The organism is Pseudomonas sp. Pf153 (genome assembly GCF_001269775.1).
Taxonomy (GTDB): domain Bacteria; phylum Pseudomonadota; class Gammaproteobacteria; order Pseudomonadales; family Pseudomonadaceae; genus Aquipseudomonas; species Aquipseudomonas uvaldensis.
This window is the reverse complement of the sequence record NZ_LHVL01000018.1, coordinates 242,096-265,093: the sequence shown is the minus strand read 5'-3', so window position 1 is coordinate 265,093 and position 22,998 is coordinate 242,096. Positions and strand designations below refer to the sequence as shown.

Sequence of the window (22,998 nt, the reverse complement as noted above, 5' to 3'; positions counted from 1 at the left end):
TTAAGCCTGTTCCAACGAGGTTTCAACACGGGTGGCGGTGGCTGGGACTTTCCCGGCCGCGACCAGACGTTTGTGCTGCTCGGCTTCGATGCGTTCGATGACATCCACCGGCACCATGTAGCCCTGATCGTCACGGGCGGCATGAATGGCGAAATACACCACGGTGCCGACCAGGCTGGCGATGGCCAACCACCAGATGTGCCAGATCATCGCGAAACCGAACACGGTCAACAGGCCGCCCATGACCACACCGGTAGCGGTGTTGTTAGGCATGTGAATCGGCGAGTACTTGGCCGGAGTCTGGTACGCAGTACCGTTTTCCTTGGCTTCGGTGAACGGGTCGATGACGTCCGCTTTCGGCAGCACGGCAAAGTTGTAGAACGGCGGTGGCGAAGAGGTCGACCATTCCAGGGTATGGGCATTCCACGGGTCGCCGTGTTCGCACCGGTTCTCTGCCTTGTTGCGGTCACGCACGCTGACGTACAGCTGGATCAGCTGGCAGGCGATACCGACCGCGATCAACACCGCACCGAACATGGCGACGTACAGGTACGGCACCCACTCAGGGTTGGTGGTGGTGTTCAGGCGACGGGTCATGCCCATGAAGCCCAGTGCATAGAGCGGCATGAACGCGACGAAGAAGCCAGTGATCCAGAACCAGAACGCGCCCTTGCCCCAGCCTTCGTGCAGCTTGAAGCCGAACGCTTTCGGGAAATAGAAGGCGAAGCCGGCGATGTAGCCGAACACCGCGCCGCCGATGATCACGTTGTGGAAGTGCGCAATCACGAACAGGCTGTTGTGCAGGACGAAGTCAGCACCTGGGATGGCCAGCAGTACGCCGGTCATGCCACCGATGGCGAAGGTCACCATGAAGCCCAGGGTCCACATCACATGGCTGGTGAAACGCAGGCGGCCCTGATAGATGGTGAACAGCCAGTTGAACAGCTTCACCCCGGTCGGAATCGAGATCAGCATGGTCGCCAGGCCGAAGAAGGCGTTGACGCTGGCGCCCGAACCCATGGTGAAGAAGTGGTGCAGCCAGACCATGAAGCCCAACACCGAGATCGCGCCCGAAGCGTAGATCATCGAGTGGTGGCCGAACAGTTTCTTGCCGGAGAAGGTCGAGATGACTTCGGAGAAGATACCGAACGCCGGCAAGATCAGGATGTACACCTCGGGGTGACCCCAGGCCCAGAACAGGTTCACGTACATCATCGGATTTCCACCCAGTTCATTGGTGAAAATGTGGAAATCCATGTAGCGGTCAAGCGTCAGCAGTGCCAGGGTAGCAGTCAGGATCGGGAAGGAAGCGACGATCAGGACGTTGGCCCAGGTGCAGGTCCAGGTGAAGATCGGCATGTCCATCAGTTTCATGCCAGGGGTACGCATTTTCAGCACGGTGGCCAGGAAGTTGACCCCGGTTAGCGTTGTTCCCAATCCGGATAGCTGTAGCGCCCAGATGTAGTAGTCCACACCGACGCCTGGACTGTACTGCAGCCCCGACAACGGCGGATAGGCGACCCAACCGGTCTTGGCGAACTCGCCGACACCCAGGGAAACGTTGATCAGCACCACGCCGGACACCAGCAGCCAGAAGCTGAGGGAGTTCAGGAAAGGGTAGGCCACGTCGCGCGCACCGATTTGCAGCGGCACTGCCAGGTTCATCAGACCGGTGAAGAATGGCATCGCCATGAAGATGATCATGATCACACCGTGGGCGGTGAAGATCTGGTCATAGTGTTCAGGCGGCAGGTAGCCAGGCGAACCCTCGGTGGCCATGGCCAACTGGGTACGCATCATGATGGCATCGGCAAAGCCGCGCAGCAGCATGACCATGGCGACGATGATGTACATCACGCCGATTTTCTTGTGGTCGACGGACGTCAGCCACTCGGTCCACAGGTAGGTCCACTTCTTGAAATAAGTGATCCCGGCGACCAGCGCCAGACCACCGAGGGCGATGATGGCGAGGGTCACCATGACAATCGGCTCGTGGAACGGGATCGCTTCCCAACTTAATTTACCAAACATCGTTTACTCCTCTGCCCCGGCAGCTGAATGCGAGCTCATGTCCATCCCTTCCATGTTGTGCGCCACTTCCTTCTCTTTCTTCTCGTGGTGCATTGGCTTGCCCGGGTTCATCCCTTCATATTTGTCGATGATGGTCTGGAACAGGTTCGGCGTAACCGACGAGTAGAGTTCGACTGGGTTGTTCTGGCTCGGTTTGGAAAGGGCTTCGTATTCAGCTTTTTCAAGCTGCTTAGGTGCCTTCTTCACTTCGTTGACCCAGGCGTCGAATTCTTCCTGAGTCGTGGCGACTGCCTTGAACTTCATGCCGGTGAAACCCGCGCCGCTGTAGTTGGCGGAGATACCTTCAAGTTCGGTGTTCTGGTTGGCGATCAGGTGCAGCTTGGTCTGCATGCCCGCCATTGCGTAGATCTGGCCACCCAGGCCCGGGATGAAAAACGAGTTCATCACAGTGTCGGAGGTGACTTTGAAGTTGATCGGCGTGTGGGCCGGGAACACGATCTTGTTGACGGTGGCGATGCCTTGTTCCGGGTAGATGAACAGCCACTTCCAGTCCATCGACACCACCTCGATGGTGACCGGCTTGACGTCGGAGTCCAGCGGACGATACGGGTCCAGGGCGTGGGTCGACTTGTAGGTGACATAACCCAGGGCAATGATGATCAGCACCGGGATGGTCCATACGGCCACCTCGATCTTGGTCGAGTGCGACCACTTCGGCGTGTACACGGCCTGGGTGTTGGACGCGCGGTATTTCCAGGCGAACAGGAACGTCATGACGATGACCGGCACAACGACCAGCAACATCAGCAGCGTGGCGGTGATGATCAGGTTTCGTTCATCCAGGCCGACCTGGCCCTTGGGATCGAGCAAGGTCATGTTGCAGCCTCCCAGCAGCAACGTGCCGAGCAGCGGCAACAAGCCTAGTAATCGGGGGTACCTGTTTTTACTCATCTCACGACCTCTAAAGCAGCTTGCGCAATGCAGTTGGGTTTTGATCGCCAACACTTCACCCTGCCAAGGGTTGGCATTTTCTTGGATTTGAATAAGGGCTGTCCGTCGAGCGTCAGACGCTGTTCGACACATCCTGGGCCAGCAGTGAGTTCTTATTCGAATTCGTCGGTAAAAGGCCTTGTTACAGCCCAATTCCATTTGGTGCGGGTAGTTGGAAGGCACCGACACCTGGGATCGCATGGGGCGGGACGCCCTTCGACCACCTCTCGCGCTCAAGCCTGAGCCGGGTCGGATATTCGGTGCGGGCGATTGTAGTGAGCTGGAGCGCTGTAGACCATGTCTCATCCCGAAATAATTTTTATCCGAACCGGCAACAATCTATGGCGGATTCTGCAACAGACGCCCATGTTATCGAAAACAGTTCTCAACAAGAACCCCAAAAAACGTAGGTCTACTAAGCCCGATTTAGACAGGCCACAAGGGATTCACAGACTTTTCAGGCCACGCAAGTGCCCAGTTTTCGGGGGCTTTGCCCCATGGCGCGATATTGTTAAAAATGCCTGCCCTGCGCGGGAAGGCGGTGGCGAAAGCGGGGCACTCGAGGCCTTTTTTTGTTACAGGACAACGCGACTATTGGCGTCGTGGAAGACGTGTCATCGGCAGGATGTGTGACAACGTGTCGCAGATTGTCGCAGAGCATTCTTGTCCGGGATCAAGGCCATCGCCTTGGACGACTGAAACGAAAAACGCCCCGGCTCTTCGGAAGAAAAACCGGGGCGTTTCCGTCAGGCATTCAGCGAAGCGATTTGCGGTTGCGCGACACCAACAGCGGCACCAGCACCACGATCAGCACGAAGGCCACCAGGGCCCATTGCGCCAGGGACAAGCCCAGGATCGGCGGATAGGGCGTGGAGCAGAAACCGTCGACCTGGAAACCCAGCGGGAAGATCTTGGCCAGCGGCAGGTCGTCGACGATCGGCTGCAGCACATCGACTCCGCAGCTCACCGCCGGAAAGAACTGGGTATAGACGTGATGCCCCGCCACTCCCGCACCGGCCAGGGCACAAAGCACCACGATGCCTTCAAGGATTGTCAGGCTGCGACGGGTGCGCATGGCCGCGCCGATAAAGGCGAAGATCGCGATCAGCAACAACGCATAGCGCTGCAGGATGCACAGTGGGCACGGCGCTTCACCGAGGGCCACCTGCATGTACAACGCGCCACCGATCAGCGCCAGGCAGATCACTCCCAACAGCACCAGGTAGCGCCGTTCACGGCCCAACCGGATCATTTCCTCACTCATTGCGTTTCCCTTATGTAGGCATGGATCGACGCACAGCCCAGAGACACTCGGCGCGCTGGCGGATGGCCGAAGTCTACACGCTGACCATGACAGTGAACGAGCGGCTGGCGTCAAGTTTGGGAGGGAATAAACAGGAGGTGGGTTAAGTGCGGATTAATCGCTAGCAGGCTCGCTCCCATATAGGTTCCGAGTGAACGCCAAGTCTGTGCTCACAGCAGATCAAATGTGGGAACGAGCCCGCTCGCGATAGCGGCGACCCGGTTTCCCGGGTCAGCCGCCTGCTTTCATTCCAGCGCAGCCGCCGGCCCGAAGAACTCGTAGCGGCTCTGCTCATCTGGCACGCCGAGGTTCTTGAGGTGGCGCTTGACCGCCGCCATGAAGCCCTTCGGCCCGAGGAAGTAGGCATCCACATCACGCTGCTCCGGCAGCCATTTGGCCAGTTGCTCCTGGCTCAATAACCCCACCTTGTCGGCCGGGCTGGAACCGTCGTCTTCGTCGTAGCAATAGAAGCGCTTGAGCTGCGGGTGTCGCTTGGCCAGGTCGTCGATCCAGTCACGGAAGGCATGCACCCGGCCGTTGCGTGCGCAGTGGATGAAATGCACCGGTCGCTCGGTTTGCAGTGCCGCCTGCAACATCGCCAGGGTCGGGGTGATGCCGACGCCGCCACTGATCAGCACCAGGGGCTTGTCGCTGTCAGTGAGGTAGAAATCTCCGGACGGCGGGAACAGCTGGATGCTGTCGCCGATGTGGAAATCGTCATGCAAGTGGTTCGACACCCGCCCACCCGCTTCGCGCTTGACACTGATCCGGTACTGACCGTTGTCCGCCAAGGCCGACAGGGAATAGTTGCGCCGTACTTCTTCACCTTCCAGCAGCAGTTTCATGCCGATGTACTGGCCGGGCTCTGCTACGAGGATCGGCCCTTTATCCGCCGGTTCGAAGTAGAACGAGGTGATCTCCGAGCTTTCCTGCACCTTGGCGGTCAGGATGAACTCGCGCTCGCCACGCCAGCCGCCCGGTGCCGCGGCTTTCTGGTCGTACATGCCGGCTTCGGCACCGATCAGGATATCGGCCAGCTGGTTATAGGCCGCGCCCCACGCTGCAATCACCTCGGGGGTAGCGATTTCCTCGCCCAGCACCTCGGCAATGGCTCGCAACAGACAGGCACCGACGATCGGGTAATGTTCTGGCAGGATCTGCAAGGCCACGTGCTTGTTGACGATTTTCGCCACCAAGTCGCCCAACTGGTCGAGCTGGTCGATGTGTCGCGCATACATCAATACGCCATTGGCCAAGGCGCGGGGCTGGTCGCCGCTGGCCTGGTGAGCCTGGTTGAATAGCGGACGCACCTGGGGATATTCGGACAGCATCATGCGGTAGAAATGGGTAATGAGCGCTTCACCACCGCTTTCCAGCAATGGAACGGTGGAACGAATGATGGCGCGTTCTTCTTGGCTGAGCATAAGGTGACTCCATGCAAGGACTTGATAACAACTACCTTGTCCTATCAGATTTCATGCCATGATTAATTTCATTATTTATCAATAACTTAAAATAAAAGTAGTCATAAAGACACAAGTACCGATATAGTCTTTCGGACTACATGGAGTCTTTATGACCGCAACCTCCCTTCTTACAGCCTTGTTGCCCCTGGTGGCGGACCTGTCCCGGGAACTGCCTGAAGGCGAGCGCTATCGCCGCCTGCTGGGGGCCCTGCGCGCCTTGTTGCCCTGCGACGCCGCCGCACTGCTGCGCCTGGACGGAGACTGCCTGGTGCCCCTGGCGGTGGACGGCTTGAGCACCGACACCTTGGGCCGACGCTTCCGGGTCAGCGAGCACCCGCGCTTCGAGGCGCTGCTGGCCAACCCGAACCCCACCCGTTTCGCCACCGACAGCGATCTGCCCGATCCGTACGACGGGCTGGTGGAAGGCCTCGACGATCATCTGGAAGTCCACGATTGCATGGGTTGTCCGTTGTTCGTCGACGAGCGCCCCTGGGGCCTGCTGACCCTCGACTCTCTGGATCCAGGCCGCTTCGAGCCGATCGACCTGAGCGCCTTGCAGGCCTTCGCCAGCCTCGCCGCAGCCACGGTCAGCGCGGCCGAACGCATCGAGCGCCTGGCTTTGAAAGCCGAAGACGAACACCGCCGCGCCGAGGTTTATCGCCAGGCCAGCGGCCAGCAACACCGGGACATGGTTGGCCAAAGCAAAGCCCATAGGCGCCTGATGGAAGAAATCAACCTGGTGGCCGGCAGCGACCTGACGGTGTTGATCACCGGCGAAACCGGCGTCGGCAAGGAACTGGTCGCCCAAGCCATCCATGCCGCCTCGAAGCGCGCGGAGCAGCCGATGATCAGCCTCAACTGCGCCGCCCTGCCGGACACATTGGTGGAAAGCGAACTCTTCGGCCATGTGCGCGGCGCGTTCACCGGGGCCACCAGCGACCGGCGCGGCAAATTCGAGCTGGCCGATGGCGGCACCTTGTTCCTCGATGAAGTGGGCGAGCTGTCCCTCACCGTCCAGGCCAAATTGCTCAGGGTTCTGCAAAGCGGCCAGTTGCAGCGCCTGGGCTCGGACAAGGAACACCGGGTCGATGTGCGCCTGATCGCCGCCACCAACCGTGACCTTGCCGAGGAGGTGCGAAACGGTCGCTATCGGGCCGACTTCTATCATCGCTTGAGCGTCTATCCCCTGCAGGTACCGGCCTTGCGGGATCGCGGGCGGGACGTGCTACTGCTCAGCGGCTTTTTCCTGGAACAGAACCGCTCGCGCATGGGCCTGGGCAGCCTGCGCCTGAGCAGCGACGCCCAGGCCGCACTGCTGGCCTACGACTGGCCGGGCAACGTGCGCGAACTGGAACACCTGATCGGCCGCAGCGCCTTGAAAGCCTTGGGACGATGCCCGGCGCGACCGAAGATCCTCAGCCTGGGTGCCCAGGATCTGGACTTGCCCCAAGTCACTGCACAGAACCCTACCCCTGCCAACGCCCCTGCGCAGGACGGGGGACCTGTGGCAGGCGACTTGCGCGAAGCCGTGGATGACTTCCAGCGCAAAATGATCGGCGCCAGCCTGGAGCGCCATCAACACAACTGGGCCAGTGCCGCCCGGGAACTGGGCCTGGACCGGGCGAACCTGGGTCGGATGGCCCGGCGGTTGGGGCTCAAATAGCCCCCTCAACCGCCACAGGTGTGTATTCACAGGCCGCTGGCAGGAATTCGGATGTCGACAGCTTTTATCCTAAAGCCTGCCCCTGACAAGTCGATAACCCAATATCACCAGCTGTTCTGGCGAACTTCATGCTCGCCCCACCTTTTTACACAGAAGGTTTTTATGTCTTCCAACAAAGCCCGCGCAGATTCACTTTCGCTTCTGCTGTTTACCTTGCGCAGCGGCAAGCTGATGGCAATCAACCTGCTCAAGGTCAGTGAAATCATCCCGTGCCCGCCACTGACCAAACTGCCGGAGTCGCACCCCCACGTAAAAGGCATCGCGACCTTGCGTGGCACTTCGCTGTCAGTGATTGACCTGAGTCGAGCCATCGGCGAGCGGCCACTGGAAGATCCGGATGGCGGATGCCTGATCGTCACCGATGTCAGCCGGTCCAAGCAGGGCCTGCACGTACAGGCAGTCAGCAAGATCGTGCATTGCCTGACCACCGACATCAAACCGCCGCCTTATGGCTCCGGGGGTAATCGTGCGTTCATCACCGGCGTGACCTCGGTGGACGGCACGCTGGTACAGGTACTGGACATCGAAAAAGTCATCCACGGCATTGCCCCGGCGCAGATCGAAACCGCGCCTACCGAGCTGAGCATGGAAGACGCCGAAGTGCTGGGCAACGCGCGGATCCTGGTGGTCGACGACAGTCAGGTAGCGCTGCAACAATCAGTGCACACCCTGCGTAACCTGGGCCTGCAATGCCACACCGCCCGCAGCGCAAAGGAAGCCATCGAGTGTCTGCTGGATTTGCAAGGCACAGCAGGGCAGATCAACCTGATCGTTTCCGATATCGAAATGTCGGAAATGGACGGTTACGCCCTCACTCGCACCCTGCGTGAGACACCGGACTTCGCTCATCTCTACGTGCTGCTGCATACCTCCCTGGACAGCGCCATGAATGCCGAGAAGGCCCGGTTGGCCGGGGCCAACGGCGTGCTGACCAAGTTCTCTTCGCCGGAACTGACCAAGTGCCTGATCACCGCGGCCAAGGCGGTTGCCGAGCAGGGCCACTGACAATCAGGCTTCCACAAAACGGCGGGAGCCAAGCCTGCTCGGCTCCCGCAGGAATGTATGGCGCACAACTTGCTTCGGCCCGGCCCGTCACGGCGTTTTTCTGTCGCCCTTTTCATTCCCGATCGGTCGCTCAATGAACACACGGTTTTCCTGCGTAGGCTGCGGCAAATGCTGCAGCGATCACCATGTTCCCCTCACCCTCGACGAGGCCAGGATGTGGGCTCACGACGGAGGCCAGGTTATCGTCCTGGTGGAAGCGTTCCTGTCCAATGGGCTCGGCCTGCCGGCGGCGCAGCACGAACATGCGCAACGTCGCTCGGTGGTGGTCCGCAGCGGCACCACCGAAGCGTTCGTAGCGATCACCTTCGCCGCCTACAATGCCGGCCGTTGCCGCAATCTTGACGAAGAAAACCTGTGCCGGATCTATGAACGCCGGCCGTTGGTCTGTCGTATCTATCCGATGGAGATCAACCCGCACATCCCGCTCAATATCGCCGTAAAGGAATGCCCGTCAGAATCGTGGGAGACCGGACCGCAGTTGATCGTGGGAGGCGAGCTTGTGGACCGTGAACTGGCCGGGCTGATCGAACGTTCGCGTCAGGCCGATCGCGAGGATATCCGGATCAAGGAGCGCATCTGCGCAGCGCTGGGCATCCACACCGCCGCGTTGAAGGGCGATGGGTTTACCGCGTATCTGCCAGACATGACTGCCTTTGCCGCGACGATCGATCGGGTGCGTTTGCAGCCGCTGGAGCAGCAAGCCGGTGAATGGCAATTCCACCTGTCTGGTGAGGACATAGCCGGTCAGGTCATAGCCTGTGGGGCGCAGGTCGTGACGGGCACGCCGCTGGACTATACGTTTATTTCATTGCGGGCAGCGTAACGCCTGTGGGAGCGGGTGCCTGACTGCGCCCAATCGATACTGCCTCTCGCCTAACCCTCGCCAAGAATGTTAGCGTGCTTGGTATCCTCTGCCAGACGAGCCTTGCATGATGAAAAAAACCGTACTTGCCTTCAGCCGTATCACGCCCCAGACCGTCGAGCGCTTGCAACAGGATTTCGACGTGATCGTGCCCAACCCAGCGAACGGCGACATCAATGCTCAGTTCAACGAGGCCTTGCCCCACGCGCATGGCCTGATCGGTGTCGGGCGCAAGCTCGGACGCGAGCAGCTGCAAAGCGCCGCGAACCTGCAAGTGGTGTCCAGCGTGTCGGTGGGCTATGACAACTACGACCTGGCCTATTTCAATGAACGCGGCATCATGCTCACCAACACCCCCGACGTGCTCACCGAAAGCACCGCCGACCTGGCTTTTGCCTTGCTGATGAGCAGCGCCCGGCGCGTCGCCGAGCTGGATGCCTGGACCAAGGCCGGCCAATGGCAGGCCACGGTCGGTCCGCAACTGTTCGGCAGTGACGTGCACGGCAAGACGCTGGGCATCGTCGGCATGGGCAACATCGGCGCGGCCATCGCCCGGCGTGGCCGCCTGGGCTTCAACATGCCGATCCTGTACAGCGGCAACAGCCGCAAGACCGAACTGGAAAACCAGCTGGGCGCACAATTTCGCGAACTCGATCAGTTACTGGCCGAAGCGGACTTTGTCTGCCTCGTGGTGCCCTTGAGCGAGAAGACCCGTCATCTGATCGGCCAGCGCGAACTGTCGCTGATGAAGCCGAGCGCCATCCTCGTCAACATCTCCCGCGGCCCCGTGGTGGATGAACCGGCGCTGATCGAAGCCTTGCAGAACAACCGCATCCGCGGCGCCGGGCTGGATGTCTACGAGAAAGAGCCCTTGGCCGAGTCGCCGCTGTTCCAGTTGAAAAACGCCGTCACCCTGCCCCACATCGGTTCGGCCACCCACGAGACACGTGAAGCCATGGCCAATCTCGCGGTGGATAACCTGCGCAGTGCGCTGATGGGCGAGCGGCCACAGAACCTGGTCAACCCTCAAGTCTGGAAATGACGCCCGTGGCAGGCCCGGTCTGGCGGGCCTGCCATCGCTGTCGATTCAGCGTGCGCCCCAGGCAACCTTCGCGGTCACTGGCCGGGGTTTGCGGAACACCAGCACGTTGCCCAGCATCACCAGCACCAGCCCGACCAGTGCCGGTGCCGTCCACTGGTAACCTTCGGCAAACGCCGAGACGTTCAAGGCCACCACCGGAAACAGCACCGTGCAATACGCCGCCCGCTCCGGCCCCATGCGCCCCACCAGCGTCAGGTACGCGGTGAAACCGATCACCGAGCCGGGAATCACCAAGTACATCAGTGAGCCGATATAGCGGGTGTTCCACTCCATGTCGAAAGGGATGCCGTTGAACAGGCACCACACAGCCAGCATCGTCGCGCCATAAGCCATGCCCCAGGCATTGGTCGTCAACGGCTTGAGCCCGGCTTTCTGTTGCAGGCTCGACAGCATGTTGCCCGCCGAGAAACACAAGGTCCCCAACAGCGCCAACGCCAACCCCAGCAGCGTCTGCGGGCTCGCATGATGGCCGGCCAGCTCCGGCCAGAACAGCATGCCCAACCCCGACAACCCCAAGGCGCCGCCCAACAGCACATTTCGCGCGATCCGCTGGCCGAAGAAGATCCGGGCGTTGAGGGCGTTCCACAGCGTGGCGGTCGAAAACACCACGGCCACCAGGCCACTGGGAATCCATTGGCTGGCGGTGAGGAAACACATGAAGTTGATGCAGAACAGACACAGGCCCTGGGCCAGGCAAATCAGATGGCCGCGCCGACTCATCGCTTGCAGACGCCGACTGAGCAAAAGCATTGCAAACAGGATCAGCGCCGCGAGAGCGAAGCGATAGACGATCGACACGGGAATCGCAACGACGCCCAACTGCAGTTTCAACGCGATCCAGGTGGTGCCCCAGATCAATACGGTAAGCAAGTACAGCGAGAGATTCATGACGGCGGCTCCTGACAGTGGCCACCAGTGTCACGCCAAGGGCCGACGGCCAGTTGCGTAAACTTGCGGTTTTGTCAGTGGGCGGGCTGGCATGGGACGGCCTACGGAGTAGGATGCAGGCTGGAGAGAACGATCATGTCCACACTGCAAACCCTGCAAGTCTTTCAAGCCCTCAACAGCTCACCCAATGCTCGCCTGGAGTACAGCGCCGAGCTGGGGGATGGCATGGCGGCCGCGTTATGGAGCAATCATCACGACGCCCGGGACTACGAGGCGCCGACTCATCATACGCTGTCGTGCTACATCGCCGGTGGCACCGGTACCTTTCGCCGCGAGCGCCCCGAGACTACGGGGGCACCGGACAAGCTCTGTGTCCTGCCGGCCGGCCATGAATCGGCCTGGGTCATCAACGGTGACATCCGCCTCGCCCACCTGTATTTCAGCCCCGAGCAGTTCGCCCTCGGTTGCGTCACGTTGCTGGACCGAGAACCCCGGCAAGTCCAATTGCACGAAGCGACCTTTCTCGACGACCCGCAACAAGCTCAGCGGTTTCGCCAGTTGATCGGCCTCGACTGGAACGAACCCGCCGAACGCCTGCTTTGCACCAGCCTGGCCCATGACCTGCTCGGTCATTTGCTGCTGAGCCAGGTCAGCCCGCGCCAGGGGCTACGCCTCAAGGGCGGACTGGCCGCTCACCAGCGACGCTTGCTGGTGGACTACATCGACAGCCACCTGGCCGATGCCATCAGCCTTGGGCAACTGGCGGCGTTGTGTGCCTTGTCCGAGTATCACTTTGCCCGAATGTTTCGCGAGAGCTTCGGACTGCCCCCTCATCAATACGTGCTTGCGCGGCGTCTTGCCCGGGCGCGACACCTGCTACGCACCACCTCACACCCCTTGGCGGATGTCGCCCTGGCTTGCGGATTCGCCAGCGCCAGTCATTTCACCCACCGTTTCCGCCAGGCTCTGGCAGCCACGCCTGGAGAGTATCGACAGGCCTTTTTGCGCCAGACACTCAAGTAACCGCTTCAAAAAGGATCCGATTCTCATCCCGATTGCCGTAGCCCCCGTCGCGCCCCTACAATGCGAACAATTCTTGTTCTCTAACGTAGTCGATCGCTGTCGGAGTGTCCCCGTTGCCGCCCGCCCCCACCGTCGAAGTGCTTTACACCGCCCATCACAACTGGCTCAACGGCTGGCTGCGACGCAGGCTCGGCTGCCCCGACAGCGCCGCCGACCTGGCACAGGACACATTCATTCGGGTACTGACCACTCGCGATCCACAACCGATCCTCGAACCGCGGGCCTTTCTCACCACCATCGCCAAACGCGTGCTGTTCAACCATTACCGACGCCAGGACCTGGAACGCGCCTACCTCGAAGCCCTGGCTCAATTGCCCGAGCAGGTGGCGCCGTCGGAGGAGGATCGGGCGATCATTCTGCAAACCCTGCTGGAACTCGATCAGCTGCTCGACGGCCTGCCGCGTGCAGTCAAACGCGCCTTCCTGCTGGCTCAGGTCGATGGGCTGACCTACAACGAAATCGCCCGCGAACTGGGCATCTCCCTGGCGACGGTCAAACGACATCTGAACAAGGCAGCGATGCGCTGCTATTTCGCGCTGTGAACCCATGAATATGCCTCCCAATGTGAGCACGCGCGTCGCCGAGCAGGCGGTCCACTGGCTGCTGGAAATGCAGCAGGGGCCACTCACCCCGCGTCAGCAACAGGCCTGGGAGCAGTGGCTCGATGCCCACAGCGAACATCGCCGTGCCTGGGAGCATATCCAACGCGTCAATCAACGACTGCGCAGTGTGTCCTCCCCCTTGGCCCACGCGGCCCTCAATGCACCGAAGCGCAGTACCCGGCGCCAGGCGCTCAAGCTGCTATCGATACTGGGCGCCGGTTCGGCCCTGGCCTGGGGCCTGCGCGAACGCCAAGTGCTGCCCCCGCTGCTGGCAGACTATCGCAGCCCGGTGGGCGAGCGTCGTCGCCTGACCCTGGATGACGGCAGCCAGTTGCAGCTCAACACCGGCAGCGCCGTGGACGTTCGCTTTGACGCCCAACGCCGCGTGATTCGCCTTCTCGAAGGGGAACTGCAACTGGCCAGTACCCGGGATCCTCGTCCGCTGCACATGATGACCGCCCACGGGCTGCTGGAAACTCATGGCGCTCGATTCAACGTCCGCGAATTTGCCGACCACACCCAGGTGGCGGTGTTCGAAGGGCAAATGCAAGTCCGCGACCGGCATGGGGCCTCACTCTTACTGACGGCCTCGCGACAACTGGGCCTGGGCGTCAACGGCCCCGGCCCGGTCACGGCACTGGACGCCAACAGCGGTGCCTGGACCGAGGGCATGCTGGTGGCGTCCCACATGCGCCTGGCGGATTTCCTCGACGAACTCAGCCGCTACCGGCGCGGCCAGTTGCACTGTGACGAAGCGGTCGCCAACCTGCTGATTTCCGGAAGCTACCCACTGGACAACAGCGAACGCATCCTCGACCTGCTGGAAGTCAGCCTGCCGGTGACTGTGCGGCGGTTTACCCGCTACTGGATCAGCGTCGAAGCTCGCAGCTGAACATGACGAGTGCAGGCGTCGCCTTCGAACGAACCCGGATGCGCCCGGTTTCAAAAAAATGAAGTTCCGGTGAGCCGTTTTCGACACCTCGGGTGACAGAGAAGTAAAGCCACTTTGACACAACCTTCTCAGGACCCTCCTTCATGCAGCAACTTCCTAGCCGCCTCACTCCGATCACTCGCACCCTGCGCCGACTGCTATTGGGGGCGAGCCTGAGCCTCGTTGCGTTACCGCCAGTGCAGGCAGCCGAAACCAGGGCCTACCACATCGCGCCGTCCTCGCTGGAAGAGGCCCTCAATCAGTTCGGTCGAGAAGCGGGGGTCTTGATTTCCTTCGGTTCGCAAGTGACCAGCGGGTTGAAAAGCCGCGGCCTGGAAGGCAGCTACAACCCCGAACAGGCCCTGGATGCGTTGCTTGAAGGTACGGGCCTGCAAGCCCGTCCCGAAGGCGACAACGCCTTCAGCCTGCAACCGGTCAGCGACGCCGCGCTGGACCTGGGGACCACCACCGTGGTGGGCGACTGGCTCGGCGATGCCGCGCAGGTCAACGTGTTCGAGCATCCCGGCGCCCGTGACGTCATCCGTCGCGAAACCTTCGAACGGCAGGGCGCGACCCAGGCCCGCGACGTGCTCAACCGTATTCCCGGGGTCAACGCACCCGAGAACAACGGCACCGGTAGCCACGATATGGCGCTGAACTTCGGCATCCGGGGCCTCAACCCACGCCTGGCCTCACGTTCCACGGTGTTGATGGACGGCATCCCGGTACCCTTCGCCCCGTACGGGCAGCCGCAGCTATCGTTCGCCCCGGTCAGCATGGGAAACATGGACGCCGTGGATGTCGTGCGCGGCGGCGGTGCGGTGCGCTATGGTCCGCAGAACGTCGGTGGCGTGGTCAACTTCGTGACCCGGGCGATTCCCGATGCGCCGACGGTCAAGGGTGGCTTCCAGACCGAGACGAGCCCGTCCTCCAGCCACGACGGCTTCAAGACATCTTCCAACCTGTTGGCCGGCGGCACCGCCGACAACGGCCTGGGCGGTGCGCTGCTGTATTCCGGAACCCGTGGTGGCGATTGGCGCGAACACAGCGACACGCAAATCGACGACCTGATCCTCAAAGGCAATTACCAGCTGGACGATGCCAACAGTTTCAATGCCATGGCCCAGTACTACGAGGGTGAGGCCGATATGCCCGGCGGCCTGAATGTCGCCGACTACGATGCCGATCCGTACCAGTCCACTCGACCGAACGACCGGTTCTGGGGACGTCGCACCCTGGTCAACGTCGGCTACCGCTACCAGCAAGACCGCCGGGAATTCACTGCCAGCACATTTTTCACCAAGACCTTGCGCAGCGGTTACCTGGATCAAGGCTCGTTCCTCTCCCTGTCGCCTCGCGAATATTGGGTGCGTGGCCTGGAAACCCGATTCGCCCAAGGCTTCGACCTCGGCCCGACACGCCACGAAGTCGGGGTCGGCTACCGTTACATCAACGAAGCCGGTCACGAGTTGCGCTATCGCACCCCCATCGCCAGCAATGAGTTGCCGACGACCGACAGCCGAAACGACCGAGACACCCGTGGCGGCACGCAAGCCAATGCGTTTTTCATCGATGACCGGATCGACATCGGCAAGTGGACCATCACACCGGGTATTCGCTACGAGATGATCGAATCGCAGCAAACCAACAACCTGACGAATGTGAAGTACAAAGGCGACTACAACACCGCCCTCCCGGCGCTGAACGTGCTGTATCACCTGACTGACGACTGGAACTTGTATGCCAACACCGAAGGCTCCTTCGGTAGCGTGCAATACAGCCAGATGCCCAACCGTGTCAGCAGTGGCGAAGTGAAACCGGAGAAAGCCCGCACCTGGGAGCTCGGCACCCGCTATGACAATGGCAACCTGAAGGCAGAGATTGGCGCATTCCTGATCAACTTCGACAACCAGTATGAAAGCAACCAGACCAACGACTCGGTGATCGCCCGCGGCGAAACGCGTCACCAGGGCCTCGAAACCAGCATCAACTATGCCCTCGATGGCCTGAGCCCGGCGCTGGCCGGTTTCGATGTCTACGCCACCTACGCCTTCGTCGACGCCACGATCCGCGAAGACGGGCCGAACAAGGGCAACCGCGTGCCGTTCTCCTCGAAACACAAAGGCACCCTGGGGATCGGTTACACCGAAGGTCCATGGAAGCTCAACCTGGACAGTACCTACCAGAGCGCGCAGTTCGCCGACAACGCCAACACCCGCACCGAAAGCGCCGACGGCAGCACCGGCAATATTCCCGGCTACATGCTCTTCAGCAGCCGTGCCGCTTACGATTTCGGCCCGCAGCTGTCGGACCTGAATGTCGCCGTGGGGGTGAAGAATATGTTCAATACCCAGTACTTCACCCGCTCCTTCGACGACAACAACCGGGGCAAGTACGTAGGGGAACCGCGCACGTTGTATGTGCAGACATCCGTAGCATTCTGATCGGCACGCAACCCGCGTCCTGTCCATGACACCGCAGAAACGAAACGGGCCTGCGATTGCAGGCCCGTTTAGCAGGTCAGTGAATTTGAATCAGGCTCAGCCGTTCAGGGCAGCCCGCTCGTTTTCCAGGAATTCTTCCTCCAGCATCGCATCGGCCAGTGCCACGGACTCGGTCTTGACTGCCGCGGTGCGCTTGCCGCGCAGCTTGCCGAACAAATGTTCCAAGGCGTTTTCAAGCTTGGTTGCCGCGCCTTCGATCGCTGCCTCCAGCGAACCGGCCTTGTGCGTCACGGAAACAGGCTGATGGCCCTTTGGCCGAGCTTCGATCTGGCAACGCATATCATGGGGTCCGGGCTTGTCGCCGTTCTCATCCCCCAAGTGAACCTCGACCCGAGTCAGGTCGTCTTCATAACGTTCGAGCGTGCTTTCAATGGTTGTACGTACCCACTCCTCCAGTCGGATGCTGCTTTGAATATGGTTATCGCTGTTGACTTGGATTTGCATAGTTCATCCCTTATCTCGGCTAGCTCGCCAGGGGCCTGTCGACGTTGGCGTAACGGCCCCTTGAGTACAGAGTCGGGCTGGCGGAGGAACAATTCAAGCCCTTGAGAAAGATAAATATTCATTTGCAAATAAAGGCGGACAACGGGCGAAAGCGCTGTTAATGTCGGGAATTGCCTCGCCCCACCGTCCCCCTCGCAGCCCCTCTTTCCTGCACCGTCAACGATCATTGCGCCCCGAAACGGGCAGTCTTCGCAGCCGCTCCCGGAGTGCTGCGGATCGATGCGCCAGGAACCATTGTCCGAAGATTTTTCCGGCATGTCCCTTGCTACCTTTCAGGCAGACGCAGGCGCAAGCGATAACTATCAAATGGCCACCCACCTGCCGTCTTGAAACAGAGGATGAACACGAACATGGAATGGCCGATGGTCCGGTATTGCGAACTAATCCCGATCAGGGCCGGTCAACAACTGCACGTTCAATCAGGCGGTGACGCATCATGGACAACCCTTTTCAGATCATTACCGACGCTTTTGCGCCGCACTATCAGGTCAACCTGAGCATCCAGGGCCTCGACGGCAGCATTATGCTGACCTTGTCCAAGGCCGGACGGATCGTCGCCCGGCGCATGATCAGTGCCCAGCAACGCAACGATCCGGAACGCCTCAAGCGGCTGGTGCAAAGCATTCAGTTCGGCATCGCCATCGAGCAGGGCCACAGCGCCGTGGCCATCCTCGAAGCCATGACCGGCGGTGACAACGTCAGGCTGCCACCCCGGCAGGCACAACCCCAGGGCGCTCCCGCCGCCAGCCTCTAGGCTTGGTGCTCGCAGTGCCTGCGCGACGTTTCGTGCACGTCCTAAATCTCACCCTTCTCCACTTCGGCATGCTCACTGGAACCCGCACCGACCTTACGGTGCGGGGGTTCGATCTTCACCGAAGGGAATTGCGAAGAGGCGTAGCGCACCACCAGGATCGAGAACGCCAGCAGCAGGATGCCACCACACAGGTAGATGATGCCGAGGTCCGGCGGGCTGTGATGGGAAACGTTGGAAATCAGCAAACGGGTCAGCGCGGTGATGGCCACGTAGATCAGAAACCGTACTGGCATGTGATTGGTCTTGAAATAGATCCCGACCATCGCCCCCAATTCCAGGTAGATGAACAGCAGGAGGATGTCATCGATCTTGATGTGTCCCTCTTCGATCATCTGCAAGAACTCCATCACCGCCGCCCACGCGGTGACCGCCCCGATGGCGAACAACGCCAGGTAATGAAACGTCTCGACGAACAGATTGCCCAGGGACTCGGCCACTTGATGCACGTTTTGCCGCAAATTCTCGGCCCAGTTGATTTTCACGGTGTGGTTTCCTTAGGTCGTTTCGACCGGATGATGCGGGTTGGACGTGACGGTTTTTCTGCATGCAGAAAAAAGGCCAGCGGCTAGGAATGAGATGGCGATGGGCCGTGTTCCGACACTTTTTGCAGGAGCTCGTGCCGGCCTCATCGCGAGCAGGCTCGCTTCCCCCCTCGCTCCGCACCGTCAAGACAAATACCGAAACCGGTCTACATTAAAAAGCCACTACCCAACGGGAAAGGATTTCGCGTATTCTCTTGCCTGTATATAAATACAGTACTCAGAAAACAACCAATGTGAAGGCATGTGAGGTGGTGAATGGCCGTCGAAGTGGTATACCGCAGCAGCCGAGATCTGGAGCGCTTGTTCATGGATAAAGCCGAAGCTGACCGTCATGACAAAATGCTGGAACTCGCCGAGCTGCTGGCCGAAGTGTTGCAAAAAGCCGTTCCATCGCTGAACGAGCAGCAGGTAGAGGAAGTTGGCATCTACATGGCGAAGAATCGCGATGTGTTCGCCAAGGCATTCAAGAGCCAACCGGATGCATTGTCCGAACTGCTCAACCCTGGCGCCGAATAAAAAAGATCGCGGCCTTCCAGCAGCGCACGCTGTCGGAAGGCCGCGATCTTTTCTTATCGGTTCATTTGTACAGCAGACGCTCCGCCAGTTCGTCCGCTACCCGCGCCGGTGAGCGCTTCTCTGCCTGGGCATGGGCGAAGACTTCGGTCAGCCGGGCGCCTATTTTCGACAGGTGGGCCGTAATGGTCGGCAGCTCTTCGCCGCGATGTTTCAGGGCCACGTAGATCAGGCCACCGGAATTGATCACATAGTCCGGCGCATAGAGAATCCCACGTCTTTCCAGTTGATCGGCCACTTGCAGGTTGCTCAACTGGTTGTGGGCCGAGCCGGCCACGGCCGAGCAGCGCAGTTGCGCCACACTGTGGCTGTTGAGCACGCCACCCAGGCCACAGGGCGCAAGAATGTCGCAGGGAGTGCTGAGTAATGCGTCGTTGGCGATGGGATGGGCGCCCAATTGCTCCATCGCCAGCTGCACCTTGCCCGGGTCGATGTCGCTGACCAGGAGTTCAGCGCCCGCCGCGTGCAGTTGTTCGGCCAAGGCATAACCCACGTTGCCCAGGCCCTGGATGGCCACGCGCAGGCTTTCCAGATTATCGCTGCCCAGGCGCGCCATGGCCGTGGCGCGGATGCCGGCAAACACCCCCATCGCTGCATGAGGCGCAGGGTCTCCGGATGCTGTGGTGCTGGTGACATGGCGGGTCTGCTGGGCAATGCAATCCATGTCGGCCACCGATGTGCCGCTGTCGATGGCAGTGATGTAGCGACCATCGAGTTGCTCGATGCAGCGGCCGAAGGCTTCGAACAGCGCGGCCCGGCTCTGGACATGGGCCGGGCGCATGATCACTGCGACGCCGCCGCCCACCGGAAGGCCGGCCAGGGCTGCCTTGTAGCTCATACCCTGGGCCAGGCGCACCGCGTCGACGACGGCGCTTTCGTCGTCAGGGTAAGACAGATAACGACACCCTCCCAGGGCCGGCCCAGGACGGCTGCAATGAATGGCAATGACCGCCTTCAACCCGGTCGTCGGGTCTACGCTCAAGTGCAGCGATTCAAGGCGGGAGCTTTGCATGAGAGCAAACATCGAAAGGCTCCCGAATCACTTTTGTTTGTTCCGCCAGTATAGGCGTGTAGTCGAAAAATGCTGGAGCACGCCGGAATAAGCCGTACCACGTGTCAGTCTTTTCGGAAATAACCAGAACAATGACAGTCCGGGACTGGACGAAACCCCATGGCAGAGCTAAAAACGAGGCAATGCCCGGAGACTGTGATGAAACCGCGCCAAGCTTTTTTCGACTGCCTGCACCGCTCGCCACCGGCGCTTTTCGAAGCGGCGCTCTGGATAGCCGCCGAACATGATCGCGATGTGGACGTGCCGGCCTTGCTGAAAGATTTCGTGGACCTGCAACATCGGGTCAGTCAAAACCTGCCGATGCTCCCTGTCGCGGAACTGGGCCAGCCCCTGTTGCGATGCCTCAATGACCTTGGGTTCGCCCAGGATGACTTCACCCCACTGCGTCCTCGCGCCGCGTTACTGCACAAGGTGCTGGCGCGTAAACGCGGGCAACCGTTGGCGCTTTCCCTGATTGCCCTGGAGCTGGCGCGACGTCTGGAAATTCCGATGGTCGGCGTCAACTTCCCCGGACATTTCCTGCTGCGCGTGCCCGGCGCCGACCATTTGCTCGACCCTTGCGGCGGCCGCCGGCTTTATCCCAATGACTGCAGGGAATTGCTGCAACGCCAATACGGGGCGAACATGCCGCTCAAAGCCGAACACCTGGTCACCGCCGAACCGGTACAGATGTTCCAGCGGTTGTCACGCAACCTACGACAATTGCATCTGACCAACGACGAGTTCATCGATGCCTTGATCGACGCCGAACGGGTATTGGAACTGGGGGATGCCAGCGCCGCCGATTACCTGGCCCGCGCCAGCCTGTACCAGCGGCTCGACTGCCCCAATGCCGAACGCTTCGACCTGGAACATGCCCTGATGCTCAGCGAAGACCCGATTCAGCGGATCCGGCTGACGGAACGGCTGGGGCACTTGCCACCGAACTCGATCGTACATTGAGCACAGCACCCTCGCGAGCACAGAGAATGCTGTAGCCGTGGGAGCAAGCTCAGGGAGTGTCCGGCTGGTTGGCCGGGTGCGCTTGCCGGAAGGCGGGGTGTGAAGCCGCCAATGCCGCGACGCGACGAATCCGAGGGTAGGTCTGCAACGAAACGTTGAACCGTTCGGCCGCATACAACTGCGGGATCAAATAAACGTCCGCCAGTCCTGGCTCGGCGCCGAAACAATAGCCGTCGTCGCCGATCAACTGTTCCACCGCCGCCAGGCCCTGGACGATCCAGTGCCCGATCCACTCCGTCACCTGAGTTTCGTCGTGCCCCCACTGCCGCAGCTTGTTGAGCACGCTGACATTGTGCAGTGGATGAATGTCACAGCCGATCAGCGCGGCGACACCTCGCTCATGGGCCCGAACCGTCAGGTCCGGGTTGAGCAACGGCACCTGTGGATAACGTTCCTCCAGGTACTCGATGATGGCGGGCGACTGTACCAGCAGCGCGCCCTCGTCGGTGCGTAGCGCCGGTACACGCCCCTGCGGGTTGACCGCCAGGTAGGCCGGTTGGCGATGCTCCCCGCCTGGCGGTGCGATCAGGTTGACCGGCAAGGCCTGGTAATCCAGCCCCTTGAGCGCCAGGGCAATACGTACCCGGTACGAGGAAGTCGAGCGGTAGTAGGTGTAGAGCTCCATGCCCCTGCTCCTTAACGCGCCGGCAGGATCTTGCCGCGGCACTCGCCGAAACCGATGGACGCGACGCCCTCCCTGCTGCAACGGGCTCGCAAAATGATTTCATCACCGTCCTCGAGGAATTTGCGTATTTCGCCGGAGGCCAGTTCGACCGGCTTTTTACCGCCTTCGGTGATTTCCAGGAGACTGCCGAACTGTCCGCTTTCAGGCCCCGACAAGGTGCCCGATCCAAACAGGTCGCCCGCCTGCAACTGGCAACCGTTGACGCTGTGGTGGGCGATCATCTGCGCCACGGTCCAGTACATGTACCGCGTGTTGCTCAGCGTCAGGCGATGGGCCGGCAGGTTCCGCTCGCGCATGGTTTCGGTCAGCAGCAGCACTTCCAGTTCGATGTCGAATGCCCCGCCAGCCTGATCACGCTTGTCCAGTAGATACGGCAGCGGTTGTGGATCGCCTTCCGGGCGCGCCGGTTGCGGGCGTCGGAACGGTTCGAGGGCTTCGGCCGTCACCACCCAGGGCGACACGCTGGTGAGAAAACTCTTCGACAGGAACGGCCCCAGTGGCTGGTATTCCCAGGCCTGGATATCCCGCGCCGACCAGTCGTTGAGCAGGCAAAAACCACCGATATGTTCAGCAGCGTCACCAATGGCGATGGGCTCGCCCAAGGCGTTGCCCTTGCCGATCCAGATGCCCAGTTCCAGTTCGTAATCCAGCCGCGCACAAGGGCCGAAAGTCGGTTCCGTCTGACCGACAGGCAGGGTCTGGCCCTTGGGGCGACGCACATCGGTGCCGCTGGGGCGCACGGTTGAGGCGCGACCGTGATAGCCGATAGGAACGTGTTTGTAGTTGGGCAGCAATGGATTGTCGGGGCGGAACAGCTTGCCGACATTTTGCGCGTGCTCGATGCCGACATAGAAATCGGTGTAGTCATTGATCCTGGCCGGCAGGTGCATCTGGCAGTCCGCCGCCAGGGGAAGCAGTTTTTCACCCAGGCCCAGGATCTGGTCACGCTGCGGACTGTCTTCGCCCAACAGCGTCAGCAGCCGCTCGCGCAAGGCCACCCGGGCGGCGCGGCCCAACTCGAAGAAAGCGTTCAACTGGGCATTGCCCATGGCCTCGACCGCTTCGCGGGCCATGCCATCGAAGAGGCCCGCCTCGAGCGCAGCCTGCAGGTCGAAGATATGATCGCCGATGGCGACGCCGCTGCGCGGGGCGCCATTGCCCGTGCTGAAGATGCCTAATGGCAGGTTCTGCAGGGGGAAATCGGCATGGCCATTGGCGGAGGCGACCCAGCTACGGGCAGCGGATACTTGGGTCAT

General features: G+C 60.9%; 21 protein-coding genes. 11 read left to right on the top strand and 10 right to left on the bottom strand.

The window, feature by feature from the left end:
• The 4 genes from cyoB to hmpA all read right to left on the bottom strand — a co-directional run bounded on the left by cyoB (position 1) and on the right by hmpA (position 5,748).
• Positions 1-2,031 carry a cytochrome o ubiquinol oxidase subunit I gene (cyoB, locus tag AD666_RS13285; protein ID WP_053152424.1) on the bottom strand — a complete coding sequence of 677 codons (2,031 nt, stop codon included), beginning with the start codon at positions 2,029-2,031 and terminating at the stop codon, positions 1-3.
• A gap of 3 nt (positions 2,032-2,034) precedes the next feature.
• Positions 2,035-2,982 (bottom strand): ubiquinol oxidase subunit II, encoded by a 948-nt coding sequence (cyoA, locus tag AD666_RS13280; RefSeq protein WP_053152422.1) that lies wholly within the window; start codon positions 2,980-2,982, stop codon positions 2,035-2,037.
• A gap of 793 nt (positions 2,983-3,775) precedes the next feature.
• Positions 3,776-4,285 carry a disulfide bond formation protein B gene (locus tag AD666_RS13275; protein WP_053152420.1) on the bottom strand — a complete coding sequence of 170 codons (510 nt, stop codon included), beginning with the start codon at positions 4,283-4,285 and terminating at the stop codon, positions 3,776-3,778.
• A gap of 284 nt (positions 4,286-4,569) precedes the next feature.
• Positions 4,570-5,748: an NO-inducible flavohemoprotein gene (gene hmpA / locus AD666_RS13270; protein WP_053152418.1), complete on the bottom strand. Its 1,179-nt coding sequence runs from the start codon at positions 5,746-5,748 to the stop codon at positions 4,570-4,572.
• A 151-nt stretch (positions 5,749-5,899) separates the two neighbouring features.
• On the opposite strand from hmpA, the gene norR reads away from it, so the two are divergent.
• From norR to AD666_RS13250, 4 genes are all read left to right on the top strand, one after another.
• A complete protein-coding gene (gene norR, locus AD666_RS13265; protein ID WP_053152415.1) occupies positions 5,900-7,453 on the top strand; it encodes a nitric oxide reductase transcriptional regulator NorR in 1,554 nt (517 codons plus the stop codon).
• A 162-nt stretch (positions 7,454-7,615) separates the two neighbouring features.
• Positions 7,616-8,518, top strand: coding sequence for a chemotaxis protein CheV (locus tag AD666_RS13260; RefSeq protein WP_053152413.1), 903 nt, complete (start codon positions 7,616-7,618; stop codon positions 8,516-8,518).
• A 133-nt stretch (positions 8,519-8,651) separates the two neighbouring features.
• Complete coding sequence (locus AD666_RS13255; protein WP_053152411.1) at positions 8,652-9,401, top strand: YkgJ family cysteine cluster protein; 750 nt, start codon at positions 8,652-8,654, stop codon at positions 9,399-9,401.
• 109 nt (positions 9,402-9,510) lie between these two features.
• Complete coding sequence (locus tag AD666_RS13250) at positions 9,511-10,482, top strand: D-glycerate dehydrogenase (RefSeq protein ID WP_053153229.1); 972 nt, start codon at positions 9,511-9,513, stop codon at positions 10,480-10,482.
• A gap of 45 nt (positions 10,483-10,527) precedes the next feature.
• Here the strand turns inward: AD666_RS13250 and AD666_RS13245 are convergent, their stop codons facing one another.
• A complete protein-coding gene (locus AD666_RS13245; protein WP_053152409.1) occupies positions 10,528-11,430 on the bottom strand; it encodes a DMT family transporter in 903 nt (300 codons plus the stop codon).
• 135 nt (positions 11,431-11,565) lie between these two features.
• On the opposite strand from AD666_RS13245, the gene AD666_RS13240 reads away from it, so the two are divergent.
• From AD666_RS13240 to fecA, 4 genes are all read left to right on the top strand, one after another.
• Positions 11,566-12,453, top strand: coding sequence for an AraC family transcriptional regulator (locus AD666_RS13240; RefSeq protein ID WP_053152406.1), 888 nt, complete (start codon positions 11,566-11,568; stop codon positions 12,451-12,453).
• A gap of 113 nt (positions 12,454-12,566) precedes the next feature.
• Positions 12,567-13,055: a sigma-70 family RNA polymerase sigma factor gene (locus AD666_RS13235; RefSeq protein WP_053152404.1), complete on the top strand. Its 489-nt coding sequence runs from the start codon at positions 12,567-12,569 to the stop codon at positions 13,053-13,055.
• Positions 13,056-13,059: 4 nt separating this feature from the next.
• Entirely contained in the window at positions 13,060-14,007 is a 948-nt protein-coding gene (locus tag AD666_RS13230) for a FecR domain-containing protein (protein ID WP_053152402.1), read from the top strand.
• Between the two features lie 143 nt (positions 14,008-14,150).
• Positions 14,151-16,490, top strand: coding sequence for a TonB-dependent Fe(3+) dicitrate receptor FecA (gene fecA, locus AD666_RS13225; protein WP_053152400.1), 2,340 nt, complete (start codon positions 14,151-14,153; stop codon positions 16,488-16,490).
• Between the two features lie 96 nt (positions 16,491-16,586).
• Here fecA and AD666_RS13220 read toward each other — a convergent pair whose 3' ends face one another.
• Positions 16,587-16,994: an HPF/RaiA family ribosome-associated protein gene (locus AD666_RS13220; protein WP_053152399.1), complete on the bottom strand. Its 408-nt coding sequence runs from the start codon at positions 16,992-16,994 to the stop codon at positions 16,587-16,589.
• A 496-nt stretch (positions 16,995-17,490) separates the two neighbouring features.
• Between AD666_RS13220 and AD666_RS13215 the strand changes: the two genes are divergently transcribed.
• Entirely contained in the window at positions 17,491-17,808 is a 318-nt protein-coding gene (locus AD666_RS13215) for a DUF3509 domain-containing protein (protein WP_053152397.1), read from the top strand.
• Positions 17,809-17,849: 41 nt separating this feature from the next.
• On the opposite strand, the gene AD666_RS13210 is transcribed toward AD666_RS13215, so the two are convergent.
• A complete protein-coding gene (locus tag AD666_RS13210) occupies positions 17,850-18,350 on the bottom strand; it encodes a phosphate-starvation-inducible protein PsiE (protein ID WP_053152394.1) in 501 nt (166 codons plus the stop codon).
• Positions 18,351-18,665: 315 nt separating this feature from the next.
• Here AD666_RS13210 and AD666_RS13205 point away from each other — a divergent pair, with 315 nt between their 5' ends.
• The gene (locus AD666_RS13205) at positions 18,666-18,926 is read left to right on the top strand and encodes a YebG family protein (RefSeq protein ID WP_053152392.1); all 261 of its coding nucleotides are present in this window, start codon (positions 18,666-18,668) and stop codon (positions 18,924-18,926) included.
• A 61-nt stretch (positions 18,927-18,987) separates the two neighbouring features.
• On the opposite strand, the gene AD666_RS13200 is transcribed toward AD666_RS13205, so the two are convergent.
• The gene (locus AD666_RS13200) at positions 18,988-20,007 is read right to left on the bottom strand and encodes a Glu/Leu/Phe/Val dehydrogenase dimerization domain-containing protein (RefSeq protein ID WP_053152390.1); all 1,020 of its coding nucleotides are present in this window, start codon (positions 20,005-20,007) and stop codon (positions 18,988-18,990) included.
• A gap of 186 nt (positions 20,008-20,193) precedes the next feature.
• Here AD666_RS13200 and AD666_RS13195 point away from each other — a divergent pair, with 186 nt between their 5' ends.
• Complete coding sequence (locus AD666_RS13195) at positions 20,194-20,997, top strand: SirB1 family protein (RefSeq protein WP_053152388.1); 804 nt, start codon at positions 20,194-20,196, stop codon at positions 20,995-20,997.
• A 49-nt stretch (positions 20,998-21,046) separates the two neighbouring features.
• Here the strand turns inward: AD666_RS13195 and maiA are convergent, their stop codons facing one another.
• Positions 21,047-21,682: a maleylacetoacetate isomerase gene (gene maiA / locus AD666_RS13190; protein WP_053152385.1), complete on the bottom strand. Its 636-nt coding sequence runs from the start codon at positions 21,680-21,682 to the stop codon at positions 21,047-21,049.
• 11 nt (positions 21,683-21,693) lie between these two features.
• Positions 21,694-22,998 (bottom strand): fumarylacetoacetase, encoded by a 1,305-nt coding sequence (gene fahA / locus AD666_RS13185; protein WP_053152383.1) that lies wholly within the window; start codon positions 22,996-22,998, stop codon positions 21,694-21,696.

Bases quoted from the DNA above. Each gene is read 5' to 3' on its own strand.
- AD666_RS13245 (WP_053152409.1), bottom strand. From the start codon at position 11,430: ATGAATCTCTCGCTGTACTTGCTTACCGTATTGATCTGGGGCACCACC.
- AD666_RS13230 (WP_053152402.1), top strand. From the start codon at position 13,060: ATGAATATGCCTCCCAATGTGAGCACGCGCGTCGCCGAGCAGGCGGTC.
- fahA (WP_053152383.1), bottom strand. From the start codon at position 22,998: ATGACCCAAGTATCCGCTGCCCGTAGCTGGGTCGCCTCCGCCAATGGC.
- AD666_RS13255 (WP_053152411.1), top strand. From the start codon at position 8,652: ATGAACACACGGTTTTCCTGCGTAGGCTGCGGCAAATGCTGCAGCGAT.
- maiA (WP_053152385.1), bottom strand. From the start codon at position 21,682: ATGGAGCTCTACACCTACTACCGCTCGACTTCCTCGTACCGGGTACGT.
- AD666_RS13240 (WP_053152406.1), top strand. From the start codon at position 11,566: ATGTCCACACTGCAAACCCTGCAAGTCTTTCAAGCCCTCAACAGCTCA.
- cyoA (WP_053152422.1), bottom strand. From the start codon at position 2,982: ATGAGTAAAAACAGGTACCCCCGATTACTAGGCTTGTTGCCGCTGCTC.
- AD666_RS13260 (WP_053152413.1), top strand. From the start codon at position 7,616: ATGTCTTCCAACAAAGCCCGCGCAGATTCACTTTCGCTTCTGCTGTTT.
- AD666_RS13250 (WP_053153229.1), top strand. From the start codon at position 9,511: ATGAAAAAAACCGTACTTGCCTTCAGCCGTATCACGCCCCAGACCGTC.
- AD666_RS13205 (WP_053152392.1), top strand. From the start codon at position 18,666: ATGGCCGTCGAAGTGGTATACCGCAGCAGCCGAGATCTGGAGCGCTTG.
- AD666_RS13195 (WP_053152388.1), top strand. From the start codon at position 20,194: ATGAAACCGCGCCAAGCTTTTTTCGACTGCCTGCACCGCTCGCCACCG.
- AD666_RS13200 (WP_053152390.1), bottom strand. From the start codon at position 20,007: ATGTTTGCTCTCATGCAAAGCTCCCGCCTTGAATCGCTGCACTTGAGC.
- AD666_RS13215 (WP_053152397.1), top strand. From the start codon at position 17,491: ATGGACAACCCTTTTCAGATCATTACCGACGCTTTTGCGCCGCACTAT.
- norR (WP_053152415.1), top strand. From the start codon at position 5,900: ATGACCGCAACCTCCCTTCTTACAGCCTTGTTGCCCCTGGTGGCGGAC.
- cyoB (WP_053152424.1), bottom strand. From the start codon at position 2,031: ATGTTTGGTAAATTAAGTTGGGAAGCGATCCCGTTCCACGAGCCGATT.
- hmpA (WP_053152418.1), bottom strand. From the start codon at position 5,748: ATGCTCAGCCAAGAAGAACGCGCCATCATTCGTTCCACCGTTCCATTG.
- AD666_RS13275 (WP_053152420.1), bottom strand. From the start codon at position 4,285: ATGAGTGAGGAAATGATCCGGTTGGGCCGTGAACGGCGCTACCTGGTG.
- AD666_RS13220 (WP_053152399.1), bottom strand. From the start codon at position 16,994: ATGCAAATCCAAGTCAACAGCGATAACCATATTCAAAGCAGCATCCGA.
- fecA (WP_053152400.1), top strand. From the start codon at position 14,151: ATGCAGCAACTTCCTAGCCGCCTCACTCCGATCACTCGCACCCTGCGC.